Here is a 24,234-nt window from a genome sequence, read left to right as displayed (position 1 = left end):
ATGAGTACCAAGGCCGTTGCCCCCTGGGTGCGCACCCGGCTGCGGACCGCGCCGGGTGCCGCGGGCGCGCTCGCCCTGCTGGTGCTGCTCACCGCGTACCTGGCGGCGGCGCTGCCGCGCGGCATCGACGTCTACGAGGACCGGGGGCTGCGCCACGCGGTGGATTCGGCGGCGCCGGAGAACTCGGTGCTGCGGCTCTCCGGCCCGATGCCCCTCGACGGCGACTCCGCGCTCGGCCCGCAGGCCATGGCACGGGCCTACCGGGACCAGCTCAAGACGATCCCGGCGCCGCTGCGGGCGGACACCGGGCAGTCGGCGTACGGGGTGCGCACCACGGCAAAGGTGATCGCCGGCTCCCCGCTGGACTCCTGGCTGCCGAGGCCCGAAGGACTGCCGCCTCGCCTGATGATCGCCTCCCGTTCGTCGCTCTCCGACCACGCCCGTCTGGTGAGCGGGCACCTGCCCACCGCGAAGGCGGACGCGACCTCGCACACGGCCGAGGCGGCGGTGACGGCGGTGACCGCCAAGGCGCTCCACATCTCCCCCGGTTCGGTCATCCACGTGCCGGGCGCGGGGGGCGAGCCGCTCGCGATCCGCATCACCGGCGTCGTACGGCCGCTGCTCCCGGACGACAGCTACTGGGCCACCGAACCGGTCCTGCGCGACGCGCAGTTGATCCCGGTGAGTCCAAAACCCGACGAGCCGCACTACTGGTACGCGGGCCTGCTGCTCGGCCCCGAGTCGGCGCCCGTGCTCCTCGGCGCGGCGGGCAGTCCCGAGCTGTACGCGGACATCGCCCCGGACGCGGGCCGCATGAACGCCCGCCGACTGCACGGCCTCGCCACCTCCGTGGCCTCCCTGGAGGGCGGCCCGGCACTCGCCACGCTGCGCGAGCAGGTCGGCCCCGGCACCACGGTCTCCACCGAACTCGACGCGATCCTGGAGGAGTACACCTCCGTACGCGAGTCGATCACCCCCGTCGTCGCGGTCGCCACCTTCGGCACGGCGACGGTCGCGGCCGTGGTCCTGCTGATGGCGGGCGGCCTGGCGGCGGCCCGCCGCGGCACCGAACTCGCCCTGCTGCGCGCCCGGGGCGGCTCGCTGCCCGGCATCGGCGCCCGCCTGACGGCCGAGACGGCGGTGGTGACGGTCCCGTCGGCGGCCCTGGGCCTCGGCCTCGCCGTCCTGACCGTACGAGGCGGCCGGCTCGGCCCCGCGCTCCTCGCCGTGGCCACGGTGACGGCGGTGTCCTGCCTGGCCCTGCCGGTACGGGCGGTGCTCGCCCACCGCAGGGTCCGCACCGCCGCCGACCGCGACGACCTCGTACGGATCAGGCCCTCCCGGCGCCGTACCGTGGCCGAACTGACGCTCCTCGTCCTGGCGGTGGGCGCGGTGGCGGCGCTGCGCCGGCGCAGCACGGCGGCGGGCTCCGACTCGCTGGTCAGCTCGGCGCCGGTGCTGGTCGGCGTGATCGCCGCGCTGGTCCTCGTACGGCTGTATCCGCTGCCCCTGCGCTGGGCGGCTCGCCCGGCGGCCCGGCTGCGCAGCACGGTCGGCTTCCTCTCGCTGGCCCGCGCGGGCCGCGCCCCCGGCGGCGGAGTGCTCCCGCTGCTCGCCCTGCTCACGGCGCTGACCACGGCCGCGTTCGGCGGCTCGGTGCTGGCCGGGGTCGCGGACGCGCGGGACCGAGCCGCGCTGTACGCGACGGGCGCGGACGCGCGGATCGACAGCATGGCGCCGCTGCCGCCGGACCTGGCGGACCGGGTCGCCAAGGTGGGCGGGGTGTCGCGGGTGACGGCCGCCCGTGTGGAGTACGGCGTGGAGATGCCGTACCGCGACGGCGACAGGATCGCGGTGGTCGGCGCGGACCCGTCCCCGTACGCCCGCCTCACGGCCGGCACCGGCCTGGGCGCGTTCTCGGCCGGCGACCTGAAGGCCCGCCCCGGCAAGGCCCTCGCGGCGATCGCCTCGCCGAGGGTGGCGGCGGGCCTGGGCCGGGGGCCCAGGGAGGTGCGGGTGGCGGGCTACCGGCTGACGGTCGAGGTGGTGGCGGTCCGCGAGCGCACCCCCGCAGTCCCGCACAGCGACTTCCTGCTGGTGGACAGGGCGGGGCTCGCCGGGGAGCCGACGACGCTGCTGGTGACGGGGGCGGGAGTGGACGGCAAGGAGCTGCGCGCGACGGTGCCCCCTCCCAAGACCGCGGACGCCCCGACGGTCCAACTGCGCGCGGAGACACGCCGCAAGCTGGTCGACTCACCGCTCCAGTCGGGGGCGGAACGGGTGTACGGGGCGGCGGTGGCGGCGGGCACGGGGTACGCGGTGCTGGCGCTGCTGCTCTCGCTGCTGCGGGGTGCGCCGGAGCGGTCGGCGCTGCTGGCGAGGCTGCGGACGATGGGGCTGACCCGGCGTCAGGGCCGCCGCCTGCTGATCCTGGAGGCGCTGCCTCAGGCGGTCCTGGCGGCCGTGGGCGGCGCGCTGACGGGCTGGGCGGCGACGGAACTCCTCGCCCCCGGCGTGGACTTGACCGGCCTTGCCCTGGCCGCGTCCCCGTCGACGGCCGCGGCGGGCGGCGGCCTGCGGACGGATCCGCCGTCGCTCCTGATACCGGCGGTGTGCGTGGTGGCACTGACGGCTGGGGTCGCGGCGACACAGGCGTGGTGGACGAGCCGGCGTGGATCGGTGACGGAGCTCAGGGCGGGAGACGCGAGATGACGGGGACGCGGGCGACGGCGGGTTCGGGTGCGGAAGCCCGGACGCTGTCCGAACTGGAGGAACGGGCGACGGCGCGGCGCGACCGCCCGGCGTACGGCCATGACGCGCTCATCGCCTGCGACCGCCTGGTACGGATCTTCACGACGGACGGCGTGGAGGTCCAGGCCTTGCAGGGCCTGGACCTGCTGGTGACGGAGGGCGAGCTGATGGCCCTGGTCGGAGCGTCCGGCAGCGGCAAATCGACGCTGATGAACATCCTGGCGGGCCTGGACGTCCCGACGGCGGGCCAGGCGAAGGTGGCGGGCCGGGACCTGCTGTCGATGGACGCGAAGGCGAGGCTGGACTACCGCAGGGAGGTGGTCGGCTTCGTCTGGCAGCAGACGGCGAGGAACCTGCTCCCGTACCTGACGGCGGCCCAGAACGTCTCGCTCCCTCTGCAGCTGCGAGGCCGCCGAGCGAGCCGGGCGACCCGGGCGAGGGGCAAGTCGACCCGGCCGGACGAGCTCCTCACCCTCCTGGGAGTGGCCCACTGCCGTGACCGCCGCCCCCACCAGATGTCCGGCGGCGAACAGCAGCGGGTGGCGATCGCGGTGGCCCTGGCCAACAACCCCTCGGTCCTCCTGGCCGACGAGCCGACGGGCGAACTCGACTCCGCCACGGCCGAACAGATCTTCGCCGCGTTCCGCACGGCCAACGCGGAGCTGGGCACGACGATCGTCATCGTCACCCACGACCAGACGGTGGCGAACGAGGTCCGCCGCACCGTGGCCATCCGCGACGGCCGCACCTCCACGGAGGTCCTGCGCCGCACGCACCTGAACGAGCAGACGGGCGAGGAGTCAGTGATCTCCCGCGAATACGCCATGCTCGACAGAGCGGGCCGCCTCCAACTCCCCACGGAGTACACGGAGGCGCTAGGGATGGAACGAAGGGTGCTGCTGGAACTGGAGCAGGACCACATCCAGGTGTGGCCGGACGGGACGGACGGCCCCGGGGAGTAACCCGCCCCGGGGCACCCCTTCTTGGCCGGGCGTTAGCCTGCGGACGGGCCCTTCAGGGGCGCGGGGAACTGCGCGATCAGCCACAGACGGGCCCGCACGTGACCAACGACCGGTCCTTTAGGGGCGCGGGGAACTGCGCGATCAGCCACAGACGGGCCCGCACACGAAGGGGCCCGGGGCGCAGCCCCGCAGCGGGGTGCAGGGGCCGCAGGCCCCGCGACGGGGGTCCGGGGGCGGAGCCCCCGGGAGAGCCACCTTCACCCCCACCCACCCCCGGAGGGTCTAGGGAAGGGGCGGGGTGGGGAACCCTCAAAGCGGAGACAACGGCAGCGCCCCAGCCCCCACCCTCCGAACCGCAACCGACCCATACGGCGTACGAAGCCGCAACCACGGCCCCGCCCCCAGCAAAGCCAACTCCCCACCACCCCGCAGGAACCCCAGCGACTGCGCCGCATGCACCACCCGCAACGGCACCTCCGTCACCCCCAGCGTCCGCGACCAGATCTCCCGCCCGATCCGGTCCCGCTCCGCCCGCGTACGCGACGGCTCCGGCAACGCCTCGTCCCGCGCCCGGAACTCCGCCACCGCGGCCCCGACCGCACCCCGTATCTCCGAAGCCGACGGCAGCCCGGGCAGCCGGCTCCAGCCACCGCGCGGCGGCAGCACGCCCGCCCACGGCGGGCCGGTCACGGAGGAGGGGACCACGACCGCGGACGCGGGCTCGTCGAGCGCCTCAAGGAGCTCACCCGCCGAGACGGTGACGTCGAGCTCCACCACCGCGTCCAGCCGCACCGTACGAATCGCCAGCACCTCGAACGCCGGCGGACGCCCGAACACCGCCAGCGCCCCACCCCCGGCCTGCAGCCGTACGGCCGCCGACCGGTCGTAGTGGATCAGCCGCGCCAGGAAGGCGGCGAGATCCGCCACCTCCCCGGCGTCGGCGAAGCCCAGCTTCACAGTCATGCCGCGGCCTGCTCCGACCCCGAGGGCTCACCCACGACAACGGATCCAGAGCCAGATCCAGAGCCAGATCCAGAACCGGCAGAAGCCCCCTTGGACGCACCTCTAGAGGCCCGGGCCCCGGCCCCGGCCCCACCCCCAGAACCGTCGACGTACTCCTGCAGCAGCGCCTTCTCCTCCGCAGTGATCCGCCGAGGCCGCCCCGCCGCGAGGTCGAACGGCACCACGACCGTCGACGCCCGCACATACACCTGCTCGGGATCCTTGATCTCGTACGCGATCGTCAGCGACGCCGCGCCGATCTTGGTGACCCACGACTCGACGGTCACCGGTGCGTGGCGGTGCACCAGCGGCCGCACGTAGTCGATCTCGTGCCGGGCCACCACGGACCCACCCGAGAACGACGGCGAGCCGTCCCCCGGCGCCAGCCGGAACATGAAGTCGATGCGGGCTTCCTCCAGGTAGCGGAGGAAGACCACGTTGTTGACGTGCCCGAAGGCGTCCATGTCCGACCAGCGGAGCGGGCAGCTGTAGATGTGGCGAGCCAAGAAGATCAGCCCCGGGTGAGCTTCTTGTAGGTGGCGCGGTGCGGACGCGCCGCGTCGGCCCCGAGCCGCTCGATCTTGTTCTTCTCGTACGACTCGAAGTTGCCCTCGAACCAGTACCACTTCGAGTCGCCCTCGTACGCCAGGATGTGCGTCGCGACCCGGTCCAGGAACCACCGGTCGTGGGAGATCACGACAGCGGCGCCGGGGAACTCGAGGAGCGCGTTCTCCAGCGAGGACAGCGTCTCCACGTCCAGGTCGTTGGTGGGCTCGTCGAGGAGCAGCAGGTTGCCGCCCTCCTTGAGCGTCAGCGCCAGGTTGAGGCGGTTGCGCTCACCACCGGAGAGCACACCGGCCGGCTTCTGCTGGTCCGGGCCCTTGAAGCCGAACGCGCTGACGTACGCGCGCGACGGCATCTCGACCTGGCCGACGTTGATGTAGTCGAGCTCGTCCGACACCACGGCCCAGAGGGTCTTCTTGGGGTCGATGTTGGCGCGGCTCTGGTCGACGTACGAGATCTTGACGGTCTCGCCGACCCGGATGGAGCCCGAGTCGGGGGTCTCCAGGCCCTGGATCATCTTGAACAGCGTGGTCTTGCCCGCGCCGTTCGGACCGATGACGCCCACGATGCCGTTGCGCGGCAGCGTGAACGACAGGTCGTCGATGAGGACCTTGTCGCCGAAGGCCTTGGAGAGGTTCTCGACCTCGACGACGATCGAGCCCAGACGCGGGCCCGGCGGGATCTGGATCTCCTCGAAGTCCAGCTTCCGCATCTTGTCGGCCTCGGCCGCCATCTCCTCGTAACGGGCGAGGCGCGCCTTGGACTTGGTCTGCCGGCCCTTGGCGTTGGAGCGGACCCACTCCAGCTCTTCCTTGAGCCGCTTGGCGCGCTTCTCGTCCTTGCGGCCCTCGACCTTGAGGCGCGAGGCCTTCTTGTCGAGGTACGTGGAGTAGTTGCCCTCGTACGGGATCGCGCGGCCGCGGTCGAGCTCCAGGATCCACTCGGCGACGTTGTTCAGGAAGTACCGGTCGTGGGTGACCGCGACGACGGCGCCCGCGTACTTCGAGAGGTGCTGCTCCAGCCAGTTCACCGACTCGGCGTCGAGGTGGTTGGTGGGCTCGTCGAGGAGGAGCAGGTCGGGCGCCTCGATCAGCAGCTTGCAGAGCGCGACGCGGCGCTTCTCGCCACCGGAGAGGTTGACCACAGGCCAGTCGCCGGGCGGGCAGCCCAGCGCGTCCATGGCCTGCTCCAGCTGGGCGTCGAGGTCCCAGGCGTTGGCGTGGTCGAGGTCCTCCTGGAGCTTGCCCATCTCCTCGAGGAGCGCGTCCGAGTAGTCCGTCGCCATGAGCTCGGCGACCTCGTTGAAGCGCTTGAGCTTGCCCATGATCTCGGCGGCGCCGTCCTGTACGTTCTCCAGGACCGTCTTGGACTCGTCGAGCTGCGGCTCCTGCATGAGGATGCCGACGCTGAAGCCCGGCGACAGGAAGGCGTCACCGTTGGAGGGCTGCTCAAGGCCCGCCATGATCTTCAGAACGGTGGACTTACCGGCACCGTTGGGACCGACCACACCGATCTTCGCGCCGGGCAGGAAGCTCAGCGTGACGTCGTCAAGGATCACCTTGTCGCCGTGCGCCTTGCGCGTCTTGCGCATGGTGTAGATGTACTCAGCCAAGAGAAACCGTCCGGCAGTGTGAATCGGGCTGTGGGCAGATACACCCCATCTTGCCGTACCGCCACCCCCAGGCGGAAACGGGTACTTCCACGGGACCCGGCCCGGCGGCGCCCGGGAACGCCAGTGGCCCCGGTGCGCCTGCGCTCACCGGGGCCACTGTCACAGGGTGGTCACTCTGAGTCCACGGTGCCGTGTCTCAGAGCCGCGGGGGTCAGTGCCCAGCGGTCCCGGCCTTCTTGCGGCGGAGGAAGAACACCGCGCCGCCGCCTATGACGACCAGGGCGACAGCGACGCCCGCGATCATCGGCGTCGAGCTGGAGGAACCGGTCTCGGCGAGGTCACCACCGGTGGTGGAGCCGGACGAGGTGCCGCCCGCGGAGGCGGGGCTGGGCTGCGACGACGGCTTGGTGCTGGGGGTACCGGCGGTCTTGCAGTCCAGGACGCCCTTGAACTCCTGCTTGAAGCCGTTCGGCCCGGTGATCACGAAGTCGTAGGCCTGGTCCTCGGCGACCGGCACGGTGACGGTCTTCGACTTGCCGGCGTCGATCGTGTACGAGAAGCCGGCCAGCTTGAAGGTGAACGCCTCGTCGCCCTTGTTGGTCGCCGTGACGTCCACGCCGCCCTTGGCGCAGTTCTTCGCGGCCGTCAGGGCCGGAATGGCACCCTGCTTGGCCCAGGTCGCCTTGGCGGCGGCGGTCACCGTGGAGTCGCTGGAGCCGGCGAGGATCTGCGTCTGGCTCTTGGACTCACTGGCGAACGCACGGCCGACCGGCACCTGGGTGGTGGCCTGGACGGTCAGCGAGCCGGAGCCAGGCTGGGCGCCCGCGGGCACGTCGAAGAAGAGCTGCGAGCCGTTCTTGGCGGTCGTGGCGGCCTTGCCCGCCTTGTCGACGACCTTGACGCCGGCCGCCTTGAGCTCCTCGGACGGGCTCACCGTGACCTTGTCGGCGTTGGTGTGGACGGTCACCGGGCCGAGCTTGGAGCCCGCCTTGCCGGAGACCGCCGGGTTGTCGAGGGTCAGCGACGCCTTGGGCTCGCCCACGTTCTGTGCGGACTTGGTCAGCCAGTCCGCCAGGTCCTTGGCCTGCGTGTCCACCGCGTCGACCTGGGCGTGGTCCGAGTAGCGCCAGATGGCGACCTGGGTGGCCGCGGCGGCCGTGCCGTTGGTCAGCTGGCCCTTGAGGCCGGCCGACTTGGCGAGCGCGGTCAGGTCGTTCACCTGCGGGTACGAGTGCTCAAGGATCCAGCGGATCTTGCCCGCGTCGGGGTTGCCGCTCAGCGAGGTGCCGCTCCAGGGGGTCTCCTGGTACTTCGCGGCGGGCTGGGTCGGGTTGTGGATGTCGATGCAGTACGTACGCAGGGTGCCGCCGCCGTCGACGACCATCTGGAACAGACCGGCCGAGACCGGCCGGTCGCCGCCCTGCTGGTGGATGACGGCCTTGCCCGAGGCGTCCGGGTCCAGGCCCTTGATGGTGGCGACCGCGCCGCCCTGGTGCTGCTGGCCGGGCGTGTCGGCGACGGCCGTGCCCGCGCCGGCTATGGCGCCGCCGGCGACCAGACCCGACACGGCGACAGCGGCAGCGAGGCGTGCGGCGCCGCGCTTGCGTACAGACTTGGGTACAGAAAGCCCGTGAACGACTGAAAACACAGAATTCCCCTTCGGGCGAGGAGCTTTCGCGTACGTGCGCGTGGGGGAAGTGCCTCGCCTGCTGACTCAAGTGCCCCGTGAGTAACGGGAATCCTATGGAGGTCGGGCCTCCTGATCCCCTGTCATGCGATCAGATAACCATTCCGAATCGGAATCGTTATCGCTCGCACCACTCTCCACCTGGAGATATCGACAAATCTCCGGCACAGAACGGGGCGTTCAGGGCGCTGCGGCAGCCACGGCGGGTGGCTCCGCGGGAGCCGCCCCGCGCCCCTCACCAGGGCTTTCTCCGGCCCCTCCGGGCCTCGCCCCAGCAGCCTCGTCACCCCCCGCTACCACATCCGCACCGCCCGTTCCGGCCGTCGCCGAAGTCGCCGAAGTCGCCGTCGAGGGCGGGGGCGAAGTCGGGGGCGGAGCCGTCAGAAACGGGTCCGCCGGGGACGAATCCGTCAGGGACGGGTTCGCCTTCATCACGCGCCGGAACGCCGACGTCCCCCGCGTCAGATCGTGGCCCACCGCGATCGCCTCGACGTCCGCCGAGAATCTGCGCTGTCCGTCCTGGTCCTCGTCACGCACCCGCAACCTGCCGTGCACCACCAGCGGTTCGCCCACGGCGACCGAGCTCGCCAGGTTCAGCCCCAGCGTCCGCCAGGCCCGGACCGTGTAGAAACTGGAGTGCCCGTCCACCCAGGCGTCCTTCTGCCGATCGAACCGGCGCGGAGTCACCGCCAGCCGGAACCGGGCCACTCCGCCCGTCGCCGTCTCCCGGTACTCCACCCGCGTCGCGGCGTTGCCCACCAGCGTCACCAGCGTGTCGTTCATCCCCACCACTCCCCCGTCATGCCTGCCGCGCGCGCCCGTCGCGCGCACGGCTTCCCCATCGCGGCTCCGTCCGGCCCAGGCGGCCGATCGAACCCTTGCGCTGTCGATCTCCATGCTGGACCGGACGGAGGACCTCGTGCCGGGGGCTGTGGACCACCCAGCGGTTGTGGAAAACCTCGTCACTCGTACGGGGGTTGAGGGCTGGGCGGGGTGCCTCGCGGAGCGCGCCCCGATCGCCTCACGTCACTCTCGTCACGTCGCACATGTCAGGTCACTCTCGTCACGCTGCACCTCTCACATCACTCACTTCATGCCACACCTCTCACATCACTCACCTCACGGCACACCTCTCACATCACTCACCTCACGGCACCCCCTCACGACACCCCCGCCCGCACCCCCGTCCCACCGCGCACCGCCACGTACTGCTCGCGCACCTCGCGGTAGCGCAGCAGCTCCGCCGCGATCGGGTCCAGGACCCTCGCCCGGCCGCACCCGGCCGCCGCCTCCCGCAACCGCCGCTCGGCCTCCTGCCCGTACCGCCGGCCGGGCCCGCGCGCCGCGACCCCGCAGGCCCACTCGACCAGCGGGCCCCCGACGATCCCCGCCAGCATCACCAGCGCGGGCACCAACAGGCCGGGCTCCAGCACGCCCGCGATCTGGCCGACGAGCCAGAGCCCGCCCACGATCTGCACCAGCGTCATGGCCGCCTGTACCAGCACGGCCGCGGGCCACCAGGCGGGCCTGGGCGAGGTGCCCCGTTCGAGCTCCGCCCGTACCGCCAGCTCGTCGAGGGCCTGGGGGAGCCCCTCGGCGCCGCGCACCGCCGCCTCCCGTACCGCCTGCGCCCAGGGGGCGGGCAGTCCGGTGGCCGCCTCGTCCGCGACCAGGCGTACGGCCTGTTCGACCCGCTGGCGAGCCGTCACCTCCTCCTCCGGAGGAGGAACGGGCTGGGGCGACTCGCGGCCCGGGATGCGGATCCCCTCGTACCAGCGCCAGAGCCGCAGCCACGGGGTGCCGCAGGCGCGGCCGGCGTTGCGGCGCCACTCGCGCTCGGCCGCCTCCCCCGCCGCGGCCGCGCCCACAGCGGCGGCGAGCCGGTCGGTGAACGCCTCCCGGGCCCGCTCGTCGAGCCCCGTACGGCCGGCCGCGACGTACACCGGACGCAGTTCGGCGGCGGCCGCGTCCAGATCGGCCGACACACGGCGTTCCGGAGCGCCGCGCTCCTGCACGAACCGGCTGAGGAGGTCGCGCAGTTCACCGACTCCCTGGCCGGTGAGGGCGGAGAGGGACACCACGGTGGCGCCGGGTTCGCCGTGCTCGCCGACCGCCATGCCGTCCTCGTCGAGGAGGCGGCGCAGATCGTCGAGCACCTGGTCGGCGGCGTCACCGGGCAGCCGGTCCACCTGGTTGAGCACGACGAACGTGACCTCGGCGTGCCCGGCCAGCGGTCGCAGATACCGCTCGTGGAGCACGGCGTCCGCGTACTTCTCCGGGTCGACGACCCAGACCACCGCGTCGACGAGCGCCAGTACGCGGTCGGCCTGGCGGCGGTGTTCGACGACCGCCGAGTCGAGGTCGGGCAGGTCGACGAGGACCAGCCCCTGCAGGGCCTCGGCGTTCGGGTCGGTGGGCAGCGGCCTGCGCCGCAGCCGCCCCGGCAGCCCGAGCCGGTCCAGCAGGCCCGCGGCCCCGTCCGTCCAACTGCACGCGATCGGCGCGCCGGTGGTGGGGCGACGCAGCCCGGTCTCTGAAATGTGCGTACCAGCCAGGGCGTTGAACAGTGTCGACTTGCCGCTGCCGGTGGCTCCGGCGATGGCCACGACCGTGTGCCGCGCGGACAGTCGCTGCCGCGCGGCGGCCTCGTCGAGTACGCGGCCCGCCTCGGCCAGCGTCTTGCCGTCGAGCCGCGTCCGCGACAGCCCGACGAGCTCGCGCAGGGCCTCAAGGCGCCCGCGCAGCTCGCTTCCGTAGGGCCCGCCGATGGGTACGTACGCCTCGACCGGCTCGGGTTCCTCGACGGGAACCTCGTCCTCGGCCGGCTCGTTGACCCGTCGAGCGATCAACCCGTCGTCCCAGGCGGGTGCGGCGGCTCCGTCTGCCGCGTGGGCGTCGGGGGCGCGGCGGGACGGGGCGCGGGTCGGTCGGGCCGGGACCGGCGGGAGCGCTGCTGCGCGGCTCGGTGCCGGTGGGGTCGCCGGTGGGGTCGTGGGGGGCGATTCGGGACGCGGGGGTGTGTCAGTGCGGGTGCGGGTGGCGGGGGTGCTTCGGGTGGGACGACTCTTTCCGGGTGCGGCGGAGGCTGGGGGCTGGGCTGTTCCGGCCGCCGACATGTCGACTTCTTTCGTCTTGGCCCCGGGCGTGTCGGGGGCGGACGTCTTGGCGGCGGGCGATTCGGGTTCGGACGTCTTAGCCCCGGGCGATTCGGGTTCGGACGTCTTAGCCCCGGGCGATTCGGGTTCGGACGTCTTAGCCCCGGGCGATTCGGGTTCGGACGTCTCGGATTCGGGCTTGTCGCCGGGTCGGGCGTCGGCTCCAGGCGTGCTGCGTTCGGGCGTGTCGGCCTCACGCAGAGCTGTCCGCTCAGGCGGCTCCGGCCGCCGGGCAGGCGGGCGCTCGGCCCACGGGCGGTCGAAGCCGAGCCACCCCGAGGTAGGACCGGCGGCCTCCAGTAGGCCGATCGGGGGTCGCCCGGCGGCCCGTACTTCGACCGTCAGGGACAGAGTCGCCGGCTGCGCTGACGGGCCCCCACCTGCGTCGGGACCGCCGGAGCCCGGCCGAGGAGACACGGGCTCGGCCCCGGAGTCCGGCGCTTCGGACTCCGACTCCGACTCTGACTCCGACCGTCCGGACTCGGCCCGCCCCGACGCCGCCTGCCCGGCCTCCGGCTGCCCCGGCTCCGACTCCGACTCCGACTCCGACTCGGGCCGGTCGGACTCGGGACCTTCGGAGGCGGGCTGGTCGGCCTCAGGCGGGGCGGAGGCGGGCCGTCCCGACTCGGGCCCTCCGGACTCGGGCTGGTCGGAGCCGGGCTGGTCGGCCCCCGGCCGATCCGTCAGAGCGGTCACCCCGCTCACCTCTCCTTCTGCAGTAGGGACAGCGCGGCGATCAGCCCGGCCTGGGGCTCGGGGGTCACCCGGAGCGCGTCCAGGGGGGCGAGCCGGCGGTCGCGTTCGGCGTTCAGGACACGGTCGATGTACGTCGTGACCAGCTCGCCGCCCTGGTCGCGCAGGCGCAGCGCACGCTGGGCGCCGATGCGTTCGGCAAGCCGTTCCCCGGCCCCGCGGGCGCGCCGGCCACCGAGGAGCGCGGCCGCCAGCAGGGCCGCCACGGTGTCGGAGGAGGGCGCGACGGCCCGGTCCATCTCCCGTACCTCTTCCTCGGCCAGCTCCTCCAGGACCCGGCGCCAGCGCCGTACGGCGAGCTCGATGCGCTCACCGGTCTCGCGGTCCCGTACGCGCGCGGCCAGCTGGGCGGCCGCGGGTTCGCGGCCCCAGGCCACGCGGACCCGTTCGTCGGCGGCGTCCGCGGCGCACCCGAGCAGCTCGGCGAGGCTCTCGCAGAGCGCGTCGAGGAGCTCGACGGAGGTCGCGTCCCGGGGGTACGCACGCCAGCGCGTGAGCGCGTCCCCGGCGAGTACGCCCCCCGCCTGCAGCCTGCGCCGCACTCGTGCCCCTTCCCGCTCGTACGCTCCCTCGACCGCACTCGTCATCCGTACGGCGGCGGCGTACTGGGCGGCGACGGCGGAGGCGAGCTCGGGCATACGGGCGTTGAGCGAGTCGATGACGCCGACAGCGGTACGGACGACGGCCTGCTGCCGGGCGGCCGGGTCCTGCGCCCGGTGGGTGAGCCACTGGCCCAGCGGGGCGACTGCGGTGGAGGGCAGCAATCCGCTTCCGCCACCGGCCGATTCGGGCAGCTCGGGGATGGTGAAGCGGGGCACCTCACCGAGCCCGGCCTTGGTCAGGAGCGCCGCGTACTGCCGGGAGACCTCACCGATGACCTGGTGCGGCACCCGGTCGAGGACGGTGACCAGCGTGGCCTTGTACTCCTTGGCCGTACGCAGCAGGTGCCACGGCACGGCGTCCGCGTACCGCGAGGCGGTCGTCACCATCACCCAGATGTCGGCGGCGCAGATCAGCTGGGCGGCGAGCAGACGGTTGCTGACGACGAGTGAGTCGATGTCGGGCGCGTCGAGCAGGGCGAGCCCGACGGGCAGGTTCCGCGAGGTCTCGACCCGCAGCGAGTTCTCCGCGTCATTGCCCCCGATGCCCTCCTCCACCTCCGCTTCTTCGTTCTGCTGGGGCAGCCATACGCGGGTGAGCTGGGGCAGTACGCGGATCTCGGTGAACCAGTGGTGGTCGTCGGGGTGGCAGACGAGTACGGGGGTGCGGGTCGTCGGCCGCAGCACACCGGCCTCGCTGACCCGCCGCCCCACAAGGGAGTTGACGAGGGTGGACTTCCCGGCGCCGGTGGACCCGCCGACGACGGCGAGCAGCGGCGCTTCGGGATCTTTGAGCCGGGGCAGCAAATAGTCGTCGAGCTGCGCGAGCAGCTCGGCCCGGGTCTGCCGTGCCCGCGCCGCCCCCGGCAGAGGCAGCGGAAGACGCACGGCGGCGACCCTGTCGCGCAGGGCGGAGAGTGCGTCGATGAGCTGAGGCCGTACGTCCAAGGTCACCACATGCGAAGAATGCCCAATTTTGGCGCCTTTTTGAAGCGTATGGAAGCCTTCGCGCGCCGATCGGACACACGGGACAGACGGGATGAGTGGGACGCAGGCATAACGAGTGCACAACACCCGGCGCCACGAGCGTCAAAAGCGCTGCGTCTTCCGCGCTCGCCTGCGATTATCGGTTCGCTTCACCGAACCTCCACATCGTGCCACGCAGGTGAAGCAAACGGGACGAGGCGAGAGGAGCCCTATCCTTGTCCCCGGCAAGGTCACAGCCCGGAGCCAGCTCCGGACCACACCCTTGCCCGCCCGGGGGCTCCAGGCCACCGCGGCCGCCATCCGGCCCCCGTAGCTCAGTGGATAGAGCAGGCGCCTTCTAAGCGCTTGGCCGCAGGTTCGAGTCCTGCCGGGGGCGCTCCAGCCCATGCAGTGTCAGGCCCTCCCTCCAGGAGGGCCTTTTTGCTGCTCGGCAGCACCGTAGCGAGTGGGCCGTAGAGCCCGCGTAAGCGTCGGATCCGGGCCCTGTGAGGGCGCGGGGAGGGTCCGGAGCATATGGAGATCCACGAGCGCTGGGCGGCCTCCGTCCTGTGCACCTGCACCCTGGATCACCCGGCCCGGCCGGTCGGCCGAGGATGCGGTGCCCCGCCCCCGCAAAGCCTGACCGTCCACGCGTCTCCCCCGTGCGGGGGAGGTGGTTGACCCCGCAGGGGGAGGGGCGGCGACGTCCTCGTGATGAGAATGGATCACATGCTGAGAAGGAACGTACTGCCCGATGTGCCGCGCTGGGCCGCCCTCGCCGCCTACGCCGTGCCCCTGGTCACCCTGCCGTCGGGGTTGTGGCGGATCGCCCTGGTCGCCGGACTCCCGGTGGCCTCGGAGCCCGTCCGCACCGGCTGGGGCGTGGCGTACGTCCTCACGCTGACGGCGGTCTCCGAAGGGCTCGCCCTGCTCGCACTCGGCCTGGTACAGCCGTGGGGCGAGGTCGCGCCTCGCTGGATCCCACTGATCGGCGGCCGTCCGGTGCGCCCGCTCGCAGCCGCGATACCGGCGCTGCTGGGTGCGGCCGTGCTGTTCCTCCTGAGCATCGTGGTCGGCACCGTCCAGTCCAACAGCCTGGCGTCGGGCAGCCTCACGAACTCCGCGGCCCAGGAGGTCGTCCTCGTCGCCTGTTACCTCCCGTTGCTCGCCTGGGCCCCGCTGCTGGCGGTGTCGGCGATCGCGTACTACCGGCGCCGGGCACCGGCCCGGCTAAAGTGATCGCGTGGTAGCGCCACACACCCTCGGGAGGGGCACACGTGCGGGCTGAACCCCTGCCGATACGCGTGCCGGTCGGGCACGAGTCGGAGCGTTGGACCAGCCGTACGACTCGGCGTCGGGTTCTGCTGGTGGTCCACAACGTCACCTCCGCCGGGCGCCTCCTGGACGTGGTGTCGCTGTTCCACGACGACTTCCGGGTGCAGTTGCTCGTCACCTCCACGGGGTCCTCCGCCTTCCAGGACGGAGTCGAGGAACTCTTCGCCGACCTGGGCCTCCCCGTGCTGCCTTGGGCGCAAGCCCTTTCAACGCCGGTGGACCTTGCGGTATCCGCCAGTTTCGGCGGGGAACTCCCGTCAATTCAGGGCAAGTTGACTATTATTTCTCATGGAGTTGGATATACTAAGAAACTAACCAAGCCCGGGAGCCGGGAGCCGGGAGCCGGGAGCCGGGAGCCGGGAGCCGGGAGCCGGGAGCCGGGAGCCGGGAGCCGGGAGCCGGGAGCCGGGAGCCGACGTTCGGGCTGTCTCCGGAGTGGCTCCTGGCGGACGGCAAGCCGTTCATGGACGGCCTCGTGCTGTCGCATCCGGAACAGCTGGAGCGGCTGCGCCGCGTGTGCCCGGAAGCCGTGGACGTCTCCGTGCTCGCCGGCGACCCCTGCTTCGACCGGATGCTCGCCGCGCGCCCGTACCGCGACCGCTTCCGACGAGCCCTGGGCGTACGACGGGGCCAACGGCTCGTCGTACTGAACTCCACGTGGAATCCGGAGGGGTTCTTCGGCAGCGGCAGCGGTAGCGGGGGCGGTAGCGGCCACACGGGCGGGGGCGGTCAGGACGTGTTCCCGAGTCTCCTTCCCCGGCTCGCCGCCGAGTTGCCCGCCGACGACTACCGGCTCGCTGCCGTACTGCACCCGAACATCTGGTACGGGCACGGGCCCGGCCAGCTCCGGGCTTGGCTGGACCAGGCCCTGCGCAGCGGGCTGACCCTGATCGACCCCGCTCACGCCTGGCGGCAGGCCCTGCTGGCGGCCGACGCCGTCATCGGTGACTTCGGTGCCGTCTCGTACTACGCGTCCGCTCTGGGCACCCCCGTGCTGCTGGCAGCCGACGGGCAGGATCGGCTGGACCCCGAGACGCCGCTCGCCGCGTTCGTCCGCGACGCGCCGCGGCTCGATCCGTACGGGCCGCTGCGGCCTCAGGTGGAGCGGCTGCTGGCCGCTCACCGCCCGGCCGCCGACCCGGCGGAGTTCGTCACCTCGGCCCCGGGCGCCTCGGCGGCGCTCCTGCGGCGGCATTTCTACGCGCTGATGGACCTTCCCGAGCCCACGTCCCCCGCGCTGCTGGAACCGCTGCCCCTGCCACCGTACGACCCGCCGCGGCGAACCGTTCCGCTGCGCGTGCTCACGCGCGTCGCGGGCACCGACATCGTGGTCGAGCGGGCCACCGAGCACCCCTACGACGCGGTCGGCGACACGCACCTCGCGGTGCACGAGGAGACCCGGGATCCGGGCAGCCTGGAGCTGGCGGACGTGATCGTGCGCGAGGGACCGCCGGACGATCCGCGCCTGGGCGGCCCGGAGGTGTGGACGGCCGAGGCCCTGGGGCGGCACGCGCAGTGTGCGATGGCCGCGTACGTGACCGGCCCGCACGACTGCACCGTACGCAGCCGGGAACACGGTTTGCTCCGGATGACCGCACGTCCGGGCGCGGACCCGGATCCGGGCGCGGGCGCGGATCCGGCGGCGTATGCCTCGGCACTGTACGCGTGGCTGGCGAGCGGCGGCGGCGTGCCGCCCGGCGGTGTCGTCACGCTTCGGGTGCACGTTGCCGCTGGCGTGCACCCGGTCGCCGTGACGGCCCCGAACGGGCCGCCTGGTCGCCGTGACGGCCTCCAACAGGCCGCCTGGTCGCGCTGACGGCCCGGCCGTGACGGTCGCCCGTGATGACTCGACCGTGCCGACTCGACCGTGCCGACTCGACCGTGACGGCCTGTCAGCCGCCGTCCTCGCAGCGCACCCGCAACCCCGCGAGATACCGCAGGTGCGGCGCGGCCTCCGGAGGGAGCAGGCCCTCCGCCTCGGTGATCCTCGTCAGCGCCTCGGCGTACGCGTGCGCGTCGTGGAGCGTCTCGGCCAGGTCCGTGAGAGCGCGGGCACGGTTGTAGCTCTCTCCCCGCTCCTTGAAGAAGTCCGCCGCGGACTCCAGCAGCCGCTGCGACTCCGTCAGCCTCCCCATGCCCCGCAGGGCACGCCCCTGGTGGCGCTCGGCCAGCGCGAGGGCGCGCGGCACGTCCTGCGCGCCCTCCTGCCCGGGAGCGATCCGCCGGTAGATGCGCTCGGCCTCGACGAACCGCTCGTAGGCGGCCTCGTACTGCCAGTTGTACAGATGCAGGAGCCCCAGCAACTCGACCGACGAGGCCTCGCCCCGTACGTGTCCCGACGCACGCTCGCAGTCGACGGCGGCGCGCGCCTCGCGGTCGGCTTCCTCCCACCGCTTGAGTTCTCCCAGGCAGTGGCCGAGCTGGAAGTGGAGCCCCGCCGCCGTACGGGAACGAGGTCGGCGCTCGTCGGCACACCGGGCCGCCAGGCGCAGCGCCGGCAGTACGTCGTCCCAGTAGCCCGCCTTCAGCTGGAGCGGCCACAGGGCGCGGGCCAACCGTAGCGCCGTCGTGACGTGCTGGTACTCCACGGCCACGGACACCGCTCGCACCAGATTGCCGAGCTCCGCCGCCAGCACCGCCACGCCCTGCGCTTCATCGCGGTACGGGACCCCGTCCTCCGGCGCGGGCTCGGTGCGCCAGCTCTGCGGCAATGCGGCATGGGCCGCGTGCAGGGCACGGTTCAGCAGGGCGTCGAGGGCGCGACCCACAGCGGCGGAGCACTCGGGAACGCCGTGCTCCGGGCCCGCGGTGTCGGCCAGAAAACGCCGTACCTCGGGACGGAAGCGGTAGCGGTCGTCCCCTGCCGGATCGGGATCCAGCAACTGGACGTCCAAGGCCTCGGTGAGCATCCGGGCCGCCTCGCCGGGCAGGACGTCCGCGGCCGCGCCGGCGAGATGGGCGTCGATGGAGGGCCAGCCGCCCAGCGCCGTCAGCCGGAGGAGGCGCGCCGTCTGCGGGCGGAGGCGGTCGCAGGCGCTCTGGACGGCGTCGCGGACCGGGTTACGTACGGGATCACGGACCGGGTTACGTACGGGATCGCGGCCCGGGTCGCGTACGGGATCGCGGCCCGGCGCTCCCCCTGCCCCGTCCCCCGGCCCTCCGGCGTCCGGCCTTCCGGTGTCCGGCTCCGGGTCATCCTCCTCGGCCCGCAGACGCAACGCCTCCGCCTTCAACGCGAAAGCGTTCCCCCCGCACCGCTCCAGCAGCTCCGGCATCCGGGCCTTGACGCGCGCGACGTTCTCCGGCCCGGCCGCCTTCCGCAGCATCCGTACCGCGTACCGGTCGCTCAGGGGAGGTACGGGGACGCGTTCGGCCTCCAGGGCGAAGGGGCGGCCGGAGACGACCACCAGCAGGAGGACATCGGGCGTGGCCGGGACGAGGGCGCGGACCTGGGCGGCCGAGGAGACGTGGTCGACCACCACCAGGGCCCGGCGGCCCGCGGTCAGGTGACGGTAGAGCTCTTCACGGCCCGAGGCGGACGGCGGCATCCGCTCCGGCGGAACGCCCATCTGCCGCAGCAGACGGAGCAGAACAGCGGCAGGCTCCGGGCCGTGCCCCCCTGAGGGGTCACGCAGGTCGACGTAGAACTGCCCGTCGGGGAACTGGGCGTAGAGCACCGCGCCGAAGTGCAGCGCCACCGCCGTGGTGCCGATCCCCGGCGGCCCGTGGAGCAGGGCGACGCGCGGCCGCCCGGCGGCGGGGCGGGTCGCCTCGCGCTTCAGCTGTTTCAGGACCTTCTGGTGGTTGGTGAAGTCCCTTGACGCCGGTGGGAGTCCGGCCGCCGGGGCCAGGGGTAAGGCCTGGTCGGGGAGGCTCCGCAGGAGCAGCGCCCACTCGCCCGCCCGCTGGGGGTCCTGGCCCAGCCGCGCGTGCAGCTGCCCCGCCAGCGCCTGCCACTCCTCCGGGCCGGACGGCATCGGCGTCTCCCGCCCCAGGGTCCTTCTCGCCAACGCCCCGGCCGACAGGAGGGTGTTCTTGCCCATCTCGCCTGCCGCGCCGTTCCACGCGGAGGTGAGAAAGGACGTCAGCACACTCAACGCCACGGTCTCCAGCACGTCCGCCCCTCCCCTGTCACCGATGCGACCGCGCCACCGACCCGACGTGGTCACTGATCCGGCCTTCCGCCGGACTGTATCGCCGCGACCACAGCCCGTGGAAAGGTTTGAGCTCGTCAACTGCGCTTGGCCGAGGAGTCCATGGCGCGAACGCACCCGTCGCCCCCAGCCCGGCCGTCTCCCGACTCACGCTCGGTAAGGCTGTCACCGGGCCGCGACCACCAAACACGGCAACCAGCCCAACCGACGCAAGATCGACACTGTCCAGAGATGAAGCGATGTCGCCGTGATCGATGGGACCACGGCCTCAGGGCCGGCGCGGCTGCAGCGCCAAGGGCGGACGGCCACTTGAAGTAGGCAGGCCCCTTGGCCAAACCCGCCCTGTTCCCTGCGCACTTGCGCACCCGGCTCCCTACTGTTGCCCGTGGAGTGATCAATGCTACGGAGGGGGAGCGCATGGCTTGGGAAGAATGGGAACAGATCAAGACTGGTACGGCCACCCGACATGGCGCCGGGACACGACTGAACCAGCTCGCGCCCGCAGGCGGTAGCGGTGGCGGCGCGCCGGATCTGGTCTCCTCTCCTGCGCAGAAACAGGCCGCGGCGAAGGCGATCGAGGAGCGTTTGGACCCAAAGAACCGATGATGCTCGCCCTCACCCCGTCGAGGCGCCTCGCCGCGGCCTCGGCGGCCGCCGTCACCGTGGGGCTGCTGCTCGGTGCCTGCACCGCCGACACCGACGGTGTCACCCGCCGCTCCTCCAGCTGGAAGAAGGGGGCAGGCGCCCCTGACGCGGCGGCGTTCATGAAGATCCGCATTCCTCGGGGCGCGACGGAGGTGACGGGCGCGGTACGCGTCCAGCCACAGGAGGACGTCTACCTGCTGTCATTCCTCACCGACGAGAAGACCGCCGAATCGATCACCGCGGACTTGCGGCCCGACCATCCCTTGAAAGCTGTGCACAGTACCTCGTCCCTGAGCGGGGATGGATTCCAGCACCTGGGTCTCAAGCCGCCCCAGGACCTTCCCGGCGTACGGACGACAAGCGCCTGTCCCCCCTGTGTCGGCGACTCCAGGCGGAGCGGTGTCCAGGGGGTCGAGGTCCACGTCGGTGGGGGTGGGGGCGAGCGCGTGCGGCTGTATCTGGCGGCCTATTGAAAGAGGCCTGCTGAGGACCGAGGGGTACAGCCCCCCCTACGACACGATGTCCTTCTTCTCGAACCCCCGGAACGCCAGTGCCACCAGCACCAGGGCGTACCCCACCGACACCCCCGCCCCCTGGGCCATGCCGCTCCACTCCAGGTGGGGCTGGAGCGCGTCCGCCCAGGCGAACTGCCAGTGTGCGGGCAGGGCGTCGCGCCAGTCGCCCAGGGCCGTGATCGCGTCCAGGACGTTGCCCACGATCGTCAGGCCCACCGCCCCGCCGACCGCGCCCAGCGGCGCGTCCGTCTTGGTGGAGAGCCAGAACGCGAGCCCAGCGGTGACCAGTTGGGAGACGAAGACGAAGGCCACGGCGATGGCCAGGCGCGGTATCGCCTGGCCGGCGCCGAGTGAGCCGCCGGTCGGGATCTCCAGCGGGCCCCAGCCGTACGCCGCCGTGCCCACCGCCAGCGCCACCAGCGGCAGCAGGACGATCGCCGCCGCGCTCAGGCCGAGCGCCACCGCCAGCTTGCTCCACAGCAGCCGCGCCCGGGGCACCGGCGCGGCCAGCAGATAGCGCAGCGAGGACCAGCCGGCCTCCGAGGCGACCGTGTCGCCGCAGAACAGGGCGACGGGCACCACCAGGAGGAAGCCCGCCGAGACGAACAGGGCGGTCGCCGCGAAGTTCGCCCCGGACGCCGTCGCCGTGTCGATCAGGGTGATCCGGCCGTCCCGCCCGGACGGCGTGCCCCCGATCGCGAAGGCCGTGACCAGGATGAACGGGAGCGCGGCGAGGATGCCTCCCATCACCAGCGTGCGGCGGCGGCGCAGCTGGCGCGCGGCCTCCACCCGCAGGGGCAGGGTGCGGCGCGGGCGGTAGCCGGGGGCGGTAGCCCGCAGGTCCGGCGCGGCCTCGGCCCCGGTGTGCGTCGGCGCACTCATGCCGATCCTCCGATCAGGGTCAGGAACGCGTCCTCCAGGCGGCGGTGCGGGCCCACGCCCGTCAACGGCACGTCGAGGCGGACCAGTTCGGTGATCAACTCCGTGGCCGTGGCGCCCTCCAGGCGCACCAGCATGCCCTCGTCGGTGCGCGTCGCCGCGCCGACGCCGGGCAGCGCGGCCACCTTGTCGGCGAGCACCTCGGCGACCGGGCCGTCGACGGTGACCAGGAGCGTGTCGCTCTCGCCGGTGATCTCGGCGACCGGGCCCGCCTGGATGAGCCGGCCCCGGTCCATGACCACCAGATGCGTGCAGGACTGCTCCACCTCGGAGAGGAGGTGGCTGGAGACGATGACCGTGCGGCCGCCCCGGGCGTAACGGATCATCACGTCCCGCATCTCGCGGATCTGCGGCGGGTCCAGGCCGTTGGTCGGCTCGTCCAGGATCAGCAGGTCCGGCAGGCCGAGCATGGCCTGGGCAATGGCGAGGCGCTGGCGCATGCCCTGCGAGTACGTCCGCACCGCGCGCGACAGCGCGTCGCCCAGGCCCGCGATCTCCAGGGCCTCGTCCATGTGCGAGTCCTCGGCGGGGCGGCCGGTGGCCTGCCAGTACAGCTCCAGGTTGGCGCGGCCCGACAGGTGCGGCAGGAAGCCCGCGCCCTCGACGAAGGCGCCGACCCGGGAGAGCACCGGCGCGCCCGGCCGGATGGCGTGGCCGAAGACGCGGATCTCGCCGCTGTCGGGGCGGATGAGACCCATCAGCATGCGCAGAGTGGTGGTCTTGCCCGCCCCGTTGGGCCCGAGCAGGCCCAGGACCTGGCCCTGCTCGACGCGGAAGGAGAGGTCGCGGACCGCGTACCGGTCGGTCGACTTGGCGTACTTCTTGGTCAGGCCGGTGATCTGGAGCGGGACCTCGGCCAGCTCCGGGTCGGGGGCGGGGGCCGTGGCGCGGCGGGTGGCCAGCAGGCCGAGCGCGATCACCGCGCCCGCCAGCGGCATTCCCCATGCCCACCAGGGCACTCCGGCGGGCTCGGTCTTCACGGCGGGCGCGGTCGGCACGGCCAGCGAGCCGTCCACGAGCGAGACCTTGTACGTGGCGGGCGCCGCCGGGGAGGCGTAGCCGAGGTCGGTCGCGGCGACCACCAGGCGCAGCCGGTGGCCCGCCTCCACGTTGTGGTCGACGGCGGGCAGGGTGACCTCGACCTCCTTGCCCTCCTTGGCGCCGTCCACCCGGACGGGCGCGACCAGCTGGGCCGGGAGCACCTGCTGCTTGCCGTCGGGGCTCACGTCGTACACCTTGCCGAAGAGCACCGCGTCGTCCCCGCTGGAGGTGACCTTCAGTCGGACCGTGGGCGAGCCGGTGACGCGCACGCCGGGCTTCAGCGGCTCGGAGTCGAAGCGCGCGTACTGCCCGGGGAAGTCCATGGAGAGGCCGCCCACGCCGAGCGAGGACAGGCCCGCGAGGCCGCCGCCGACGCCGGGCACGGCGGAGATGGCGGGCGGGGCGGCGCCCGCCGGGTTCTCGAAGGTCTGCTCGCGGCCGGTGAGCTTCACCTTGCGCGTGCCGTTCGTCAGGCCCGGGTAGCTGCCGCTGGTGGCGCCGCGCAGCTGGGCGGCGCCGTCGGTGGAGCTGATGCCGCCGGTCCTGGTGACGCGGAAGGCGGGGCCGGTCGAGGCGCCCTCGTCGTCCTTCAGATAGTGGTCGAACCAGGAGGCGATCCGGGCGTCGATGCGGCCCGACTCCCGGTCGCCGCCGTCGTGGCCGCCGGTGATCCAGTCGACCGCGACCGGGGCGCCGTTGGCGCGGATCTTCCGCGCCATGGCGTCGGCCTGGCCGAGCGGGAAGAGGGAGTCGCTCTGGCCCTGGACGATCAGCGCGGGCACCTTGATGCGGTCGCCCACGGCGGACGGGGAGCGGGCCGCGAGCAGGTCGCGCGCCGGCGCGTCCGGCTTGCCGCTGACCGCGACCCTCTCGTACATGTCGCAGAGCTGCTTCTCGAAGGTCTTGCAGCCGCCGCCGCTGGAGAAGAAGATCCCGGCCCAGAGCTTCTTGAACACGCCGTCGGGGAACAGCGCGTCCGCCAGGTTCCAGTAGGTGATCTGGGGCGCGATCGCGTCGATCCGCTTGTCGTACCCGGCGGCCAGGAGCGAGATCGCGCCCCCGTAGGACGCGCCGGTGACGCCCACGCGCGGGTCGCCCGCCGCGTCGAGCCTCACCTCGGGGCGCCCGGCCAGCCAGTCGACGAGCCGCGAGACGTCCTTCACCTCGTACGCCGGGTCGTTGAGGCCGATCTCGCCCGTGGAGTCGCCGAAGCCGCGCGCGGACCAGGTCAGCACCGCGAAGCCCTCGCGCGCGAGGCTCTGCGCCTGGGCGCGGACGTCGTCCTTGCTGCCGCCGAAGCCGTGTCCCAGGAGAACGGCGGGGCGCTTGTCCTTCGCGTCGCCCGCCGTGAAGTACGACGTGTCGATCTTCGCCCCGGGCATCTCCATGACCCGGTCCTCCCGGTGCACCGCGGGCGTGCCGCCCGCACCGGTGGCCGTCCAGACGCCGGCACCGGCGAGCACCGCGAGGGCGGCGGCCACCCCGGCCGCCGCCCTCCCACGAGGTCTGCGCAATCTCATGCCTCCACCGTAAGCGCCGGGTCCGACAACCGAG

General features: G+C 72.8%; 15 protein-coding genes, 1 tRNA gene and 1 pseudogene. 7 read left to right on the top strand and 10 right to left on the bottom strand.

Annotated elements, in window-relative coordinates; translation table 11 throughout:
- Both AB0G17_RS26510 and AB0G17_RS26505 read left to right on the top strand, forming a co-directional pair.
- Entirely contained in the window at nt 1–2,712 is a 2,712-nt protein-coding gene (locus tag AB0G17_RS26510; RefSeq protein WP_361387766.1) for an FtsX-like permease family protein, read from the top strand.
- Nucleotides 2,709–3,713, top strand: coding sequence for an ABC transporter ATP-binding protein (locus AB0G17_RS26505; protein WP_361387763.1), 1,005 nt, complete (start codon nt 2,709–2,711; stop codon nt 3,711–3,713). Before AB0G17_RS26510 ends, AB0G17_RS26505 begins: the two co-directional genes overlap by 4 nt.
- 309 nt (nt 3,714–4,022) lie before the next feature.
- Here AB0G17_RS26505 and AB0G17_RS26500 read toward each other — a convergent pair whose 3' ends face one another.
- From AB0G17_RS26500 to AB0G17_RS26470, 7 genes and pseudogenes are all read right to left on the bottom strand, one after another.
- The gene (locus AB0G17_RS26500) at nt 4,023–4,676 is read right to left on the bottom strand and encodes a hypothetical protein (RefSeq protein WP_361387760.1); all 654 of its coding nucleotides are present in this window, start codon (nt 4,674–4,676) and stop codon (nt 4,023–4,025) included.
- A 146-nt stretch (nt 4,677–4,822) separates the two neighbouring features.
- Nucleotides 4,823–5,221 (bottom strand): annotated as a pseudogene (locus AB0G17_RS26495) (thioesterase family protein); the annotation flags it as partial.
- 5 nt (nt 5,222–5,226) lie between these two features.
- Nucleotides 5,227–6,891, bottom strand: a complete 1,665-nt coding sequence (gene ettA, locus AB0G17_RS26490) for an energy-dependent translational throttle protein EttA (RefSeq protein WP_361387757.1) — start codon at nt 6,889–6,891, stop codon at nt 5,227–5,229.
- Nucleotides 6,892–7,102: 211 nt separating this feature from the next.
- Nucleotides 7,103–8,458, bottom strand: a complete 1,356-nt coding sequence (locus AB0G17_RS26485) for an LAETG motif-containing sortase-dependent surface protein (protein WP_361387754.1) — start codon at nt 8,456–8,458, stop codon at nt 7,103–7,105.
- A 300-nt stretch (nt 8,459–8,758) separates the two neighbouring features.
- A complete protein-coding gene (locus tag AB0G17_RS26480) occupies nt 8,759–9,361 on the bottom strand; it encodes a single-stranded DNA-binding protein (protein ID WP_361387751.1) in 603 nt (200 codons plus the stop codon).
- 377 nt (nt 9,362–9,738) lie between these two features.
- Nucleotides 9,739–11,694 carry a GTPase gene (locus tag AB0G17_RS26475; RefSeq protein ID WP_361387748.1) on the bottom strand — a complete coding sequence of 652 codons (1,956 nt, stop codon included), beginning with the start codon at nt 11,692–11,694 and terminating at the stop codon, nt 9,739–9,741.
- Between the two features lie 740 nt (nt 11,695–12,434).
- Nucleotides 12,435–14,033, bottom strand: coding sequence for a dynamin family protein (locus AB0G17_RS26470; RefSeq protein WP_361387745.1), 1,599 nt, complete (start codon nt 14,031–14,033; stop codon nt 12,435–12,437).
- A gap of 342 nt (nt 14,034–14,375) precedes the next feature.
- Here AB0G17_RS26470 and AB0G17_RS26465 point away from each other — a divergent pair.
- The 3 genes from AB0G17_RS26465 to AB0G17_RS26455 all read left to right on the top strand — a co-directional run bounded on the left by AB0G17_RS26465 (nt 14,376) and on the right by AB0G17_RS26455 (nt 17,202).
- Nucleotides 14,376–14,448 (top strand) — tRNA-Arg (locus AB0G17_RS26465).
- Between the two features lie 332 nt (nt 14,449–14,780).
- Nucleotides 14,781–15,290, top strand: a complete 510-nt coding sequence (locus AB0G17_RS26460) for a hypothetical protein (protein WP_361387742.1) — start codon at nt 14,781–14,783, stop codon at nt 15,288–15,290.
- A gap of 571 nt (nt 15,291–15,861) precedes the next feature.
- Entirely contained in the window at nt 15,862–17,202 is a 1,341-nt protein-coding gene (locus AB0G17_RS26455; RefSeq protein ID WP_361387739.1) for a hypothetical protein, read from the top strand.
- A 76-nt stretch (nt 17,203–17,278) separates the two neighbouring features.
- Here the strand turns inward: AB0G17_RS26455 and AB0G17_RS26450 are convergent, their stop codons facing one another.
- A complete protein-coding gene (locus AB0G17_RS26450) occupies nt 17,279–19,501 on the bottom strand; it encodes an ATP-binding protein (RefSeq protein WP_361387736.1) in 2,223 nt (740 codons plus the stop codon).
- Nucleotides 19,502–19,957: 456 nt separating this feature from the next.
- Between AB0G17_RS26450 and AB0G17_RS26445 the strand changes: the two genes are divergently transcribed.
- Both AB0G17_RS26445 and AB0G17_RS26440 read left to right on the top strand, forming a co-directional pair.
- Nucleotides 19,958–20,146 carry a hypothetical protein gene (locus AB0G17_RS26445; RefSeq protein WP_361387733.1) on the top strand — a complete coding sequence of 63 codons (189 nt, stop codon included), beginning with the start codon at nt 19,958–19,960 and terminating at the stop codon, nt 20,144–20,146.
- Entirely contained in the window at nt 20,146–20,658 is a 513-nt protein-coding gene (locus AB0G17_RS26440) for a hypothetical protein (protein WP_361387730.1), read from the top strand. Before AB0G17_RS26445 ends, AB0G17_RS26440 begins: the two co-directional genes overlap by 1 nt.
- Before the next feature lie 36 nt (nt 20,659–20,694).
- On the opposite strand, the gene AB0G17_RS26435 is transcribed toward AB0G17_RS26440, so the two are convergent.
- Both AB0G17_RS26435 and AB0G17_RS26430 read right to left on the bottom strand, forming a co-directional pair.
- The gene (locus AB0G17_RS26435; protein ID WP_361387727.1) at nt 20,695–21,582 is read right to left on the bottom strand and encodes an ABC transporter permease; all 888 of its coding nucleotides are present in this window, start codon (nt 21,580–21,582) and stop codon (nt 20,695–20,697) included.
- Nucleotides 21,579–24,200, bottom strand: a complete 2,622-nt coding sequence (locus tag AB0G17_RS26430) for an alpha/beta fold hydrolase (protein ID WP_361387724.1) — start codon at nt 24,198–24,200, stop codon at nt 21,579–21,581. The genes AB0G17_RS26435 and AB0G17_RS26430 overlap by 4 nt, the downstream gene beginning before the upstream one ends.
- Nucleotides 24,201–24,234 lie beyond the last annotated feature (34 nt).

It is taken from the genome of Streptomyces sp. NPDC023838 (genome assembly GCF_040639555.1).
In the GTDB taxonomy this organism is placed as follows: domain Bacteria; phylum Actinomycetota; class Actinomycetes; order Streptomycetales; family Streptomycetaceae; genus Streptomyces.
Note: the sequence above shows the minus strand (reverse complement) of the source record. Positions and strands in the feature narration are given on the sequence as shown.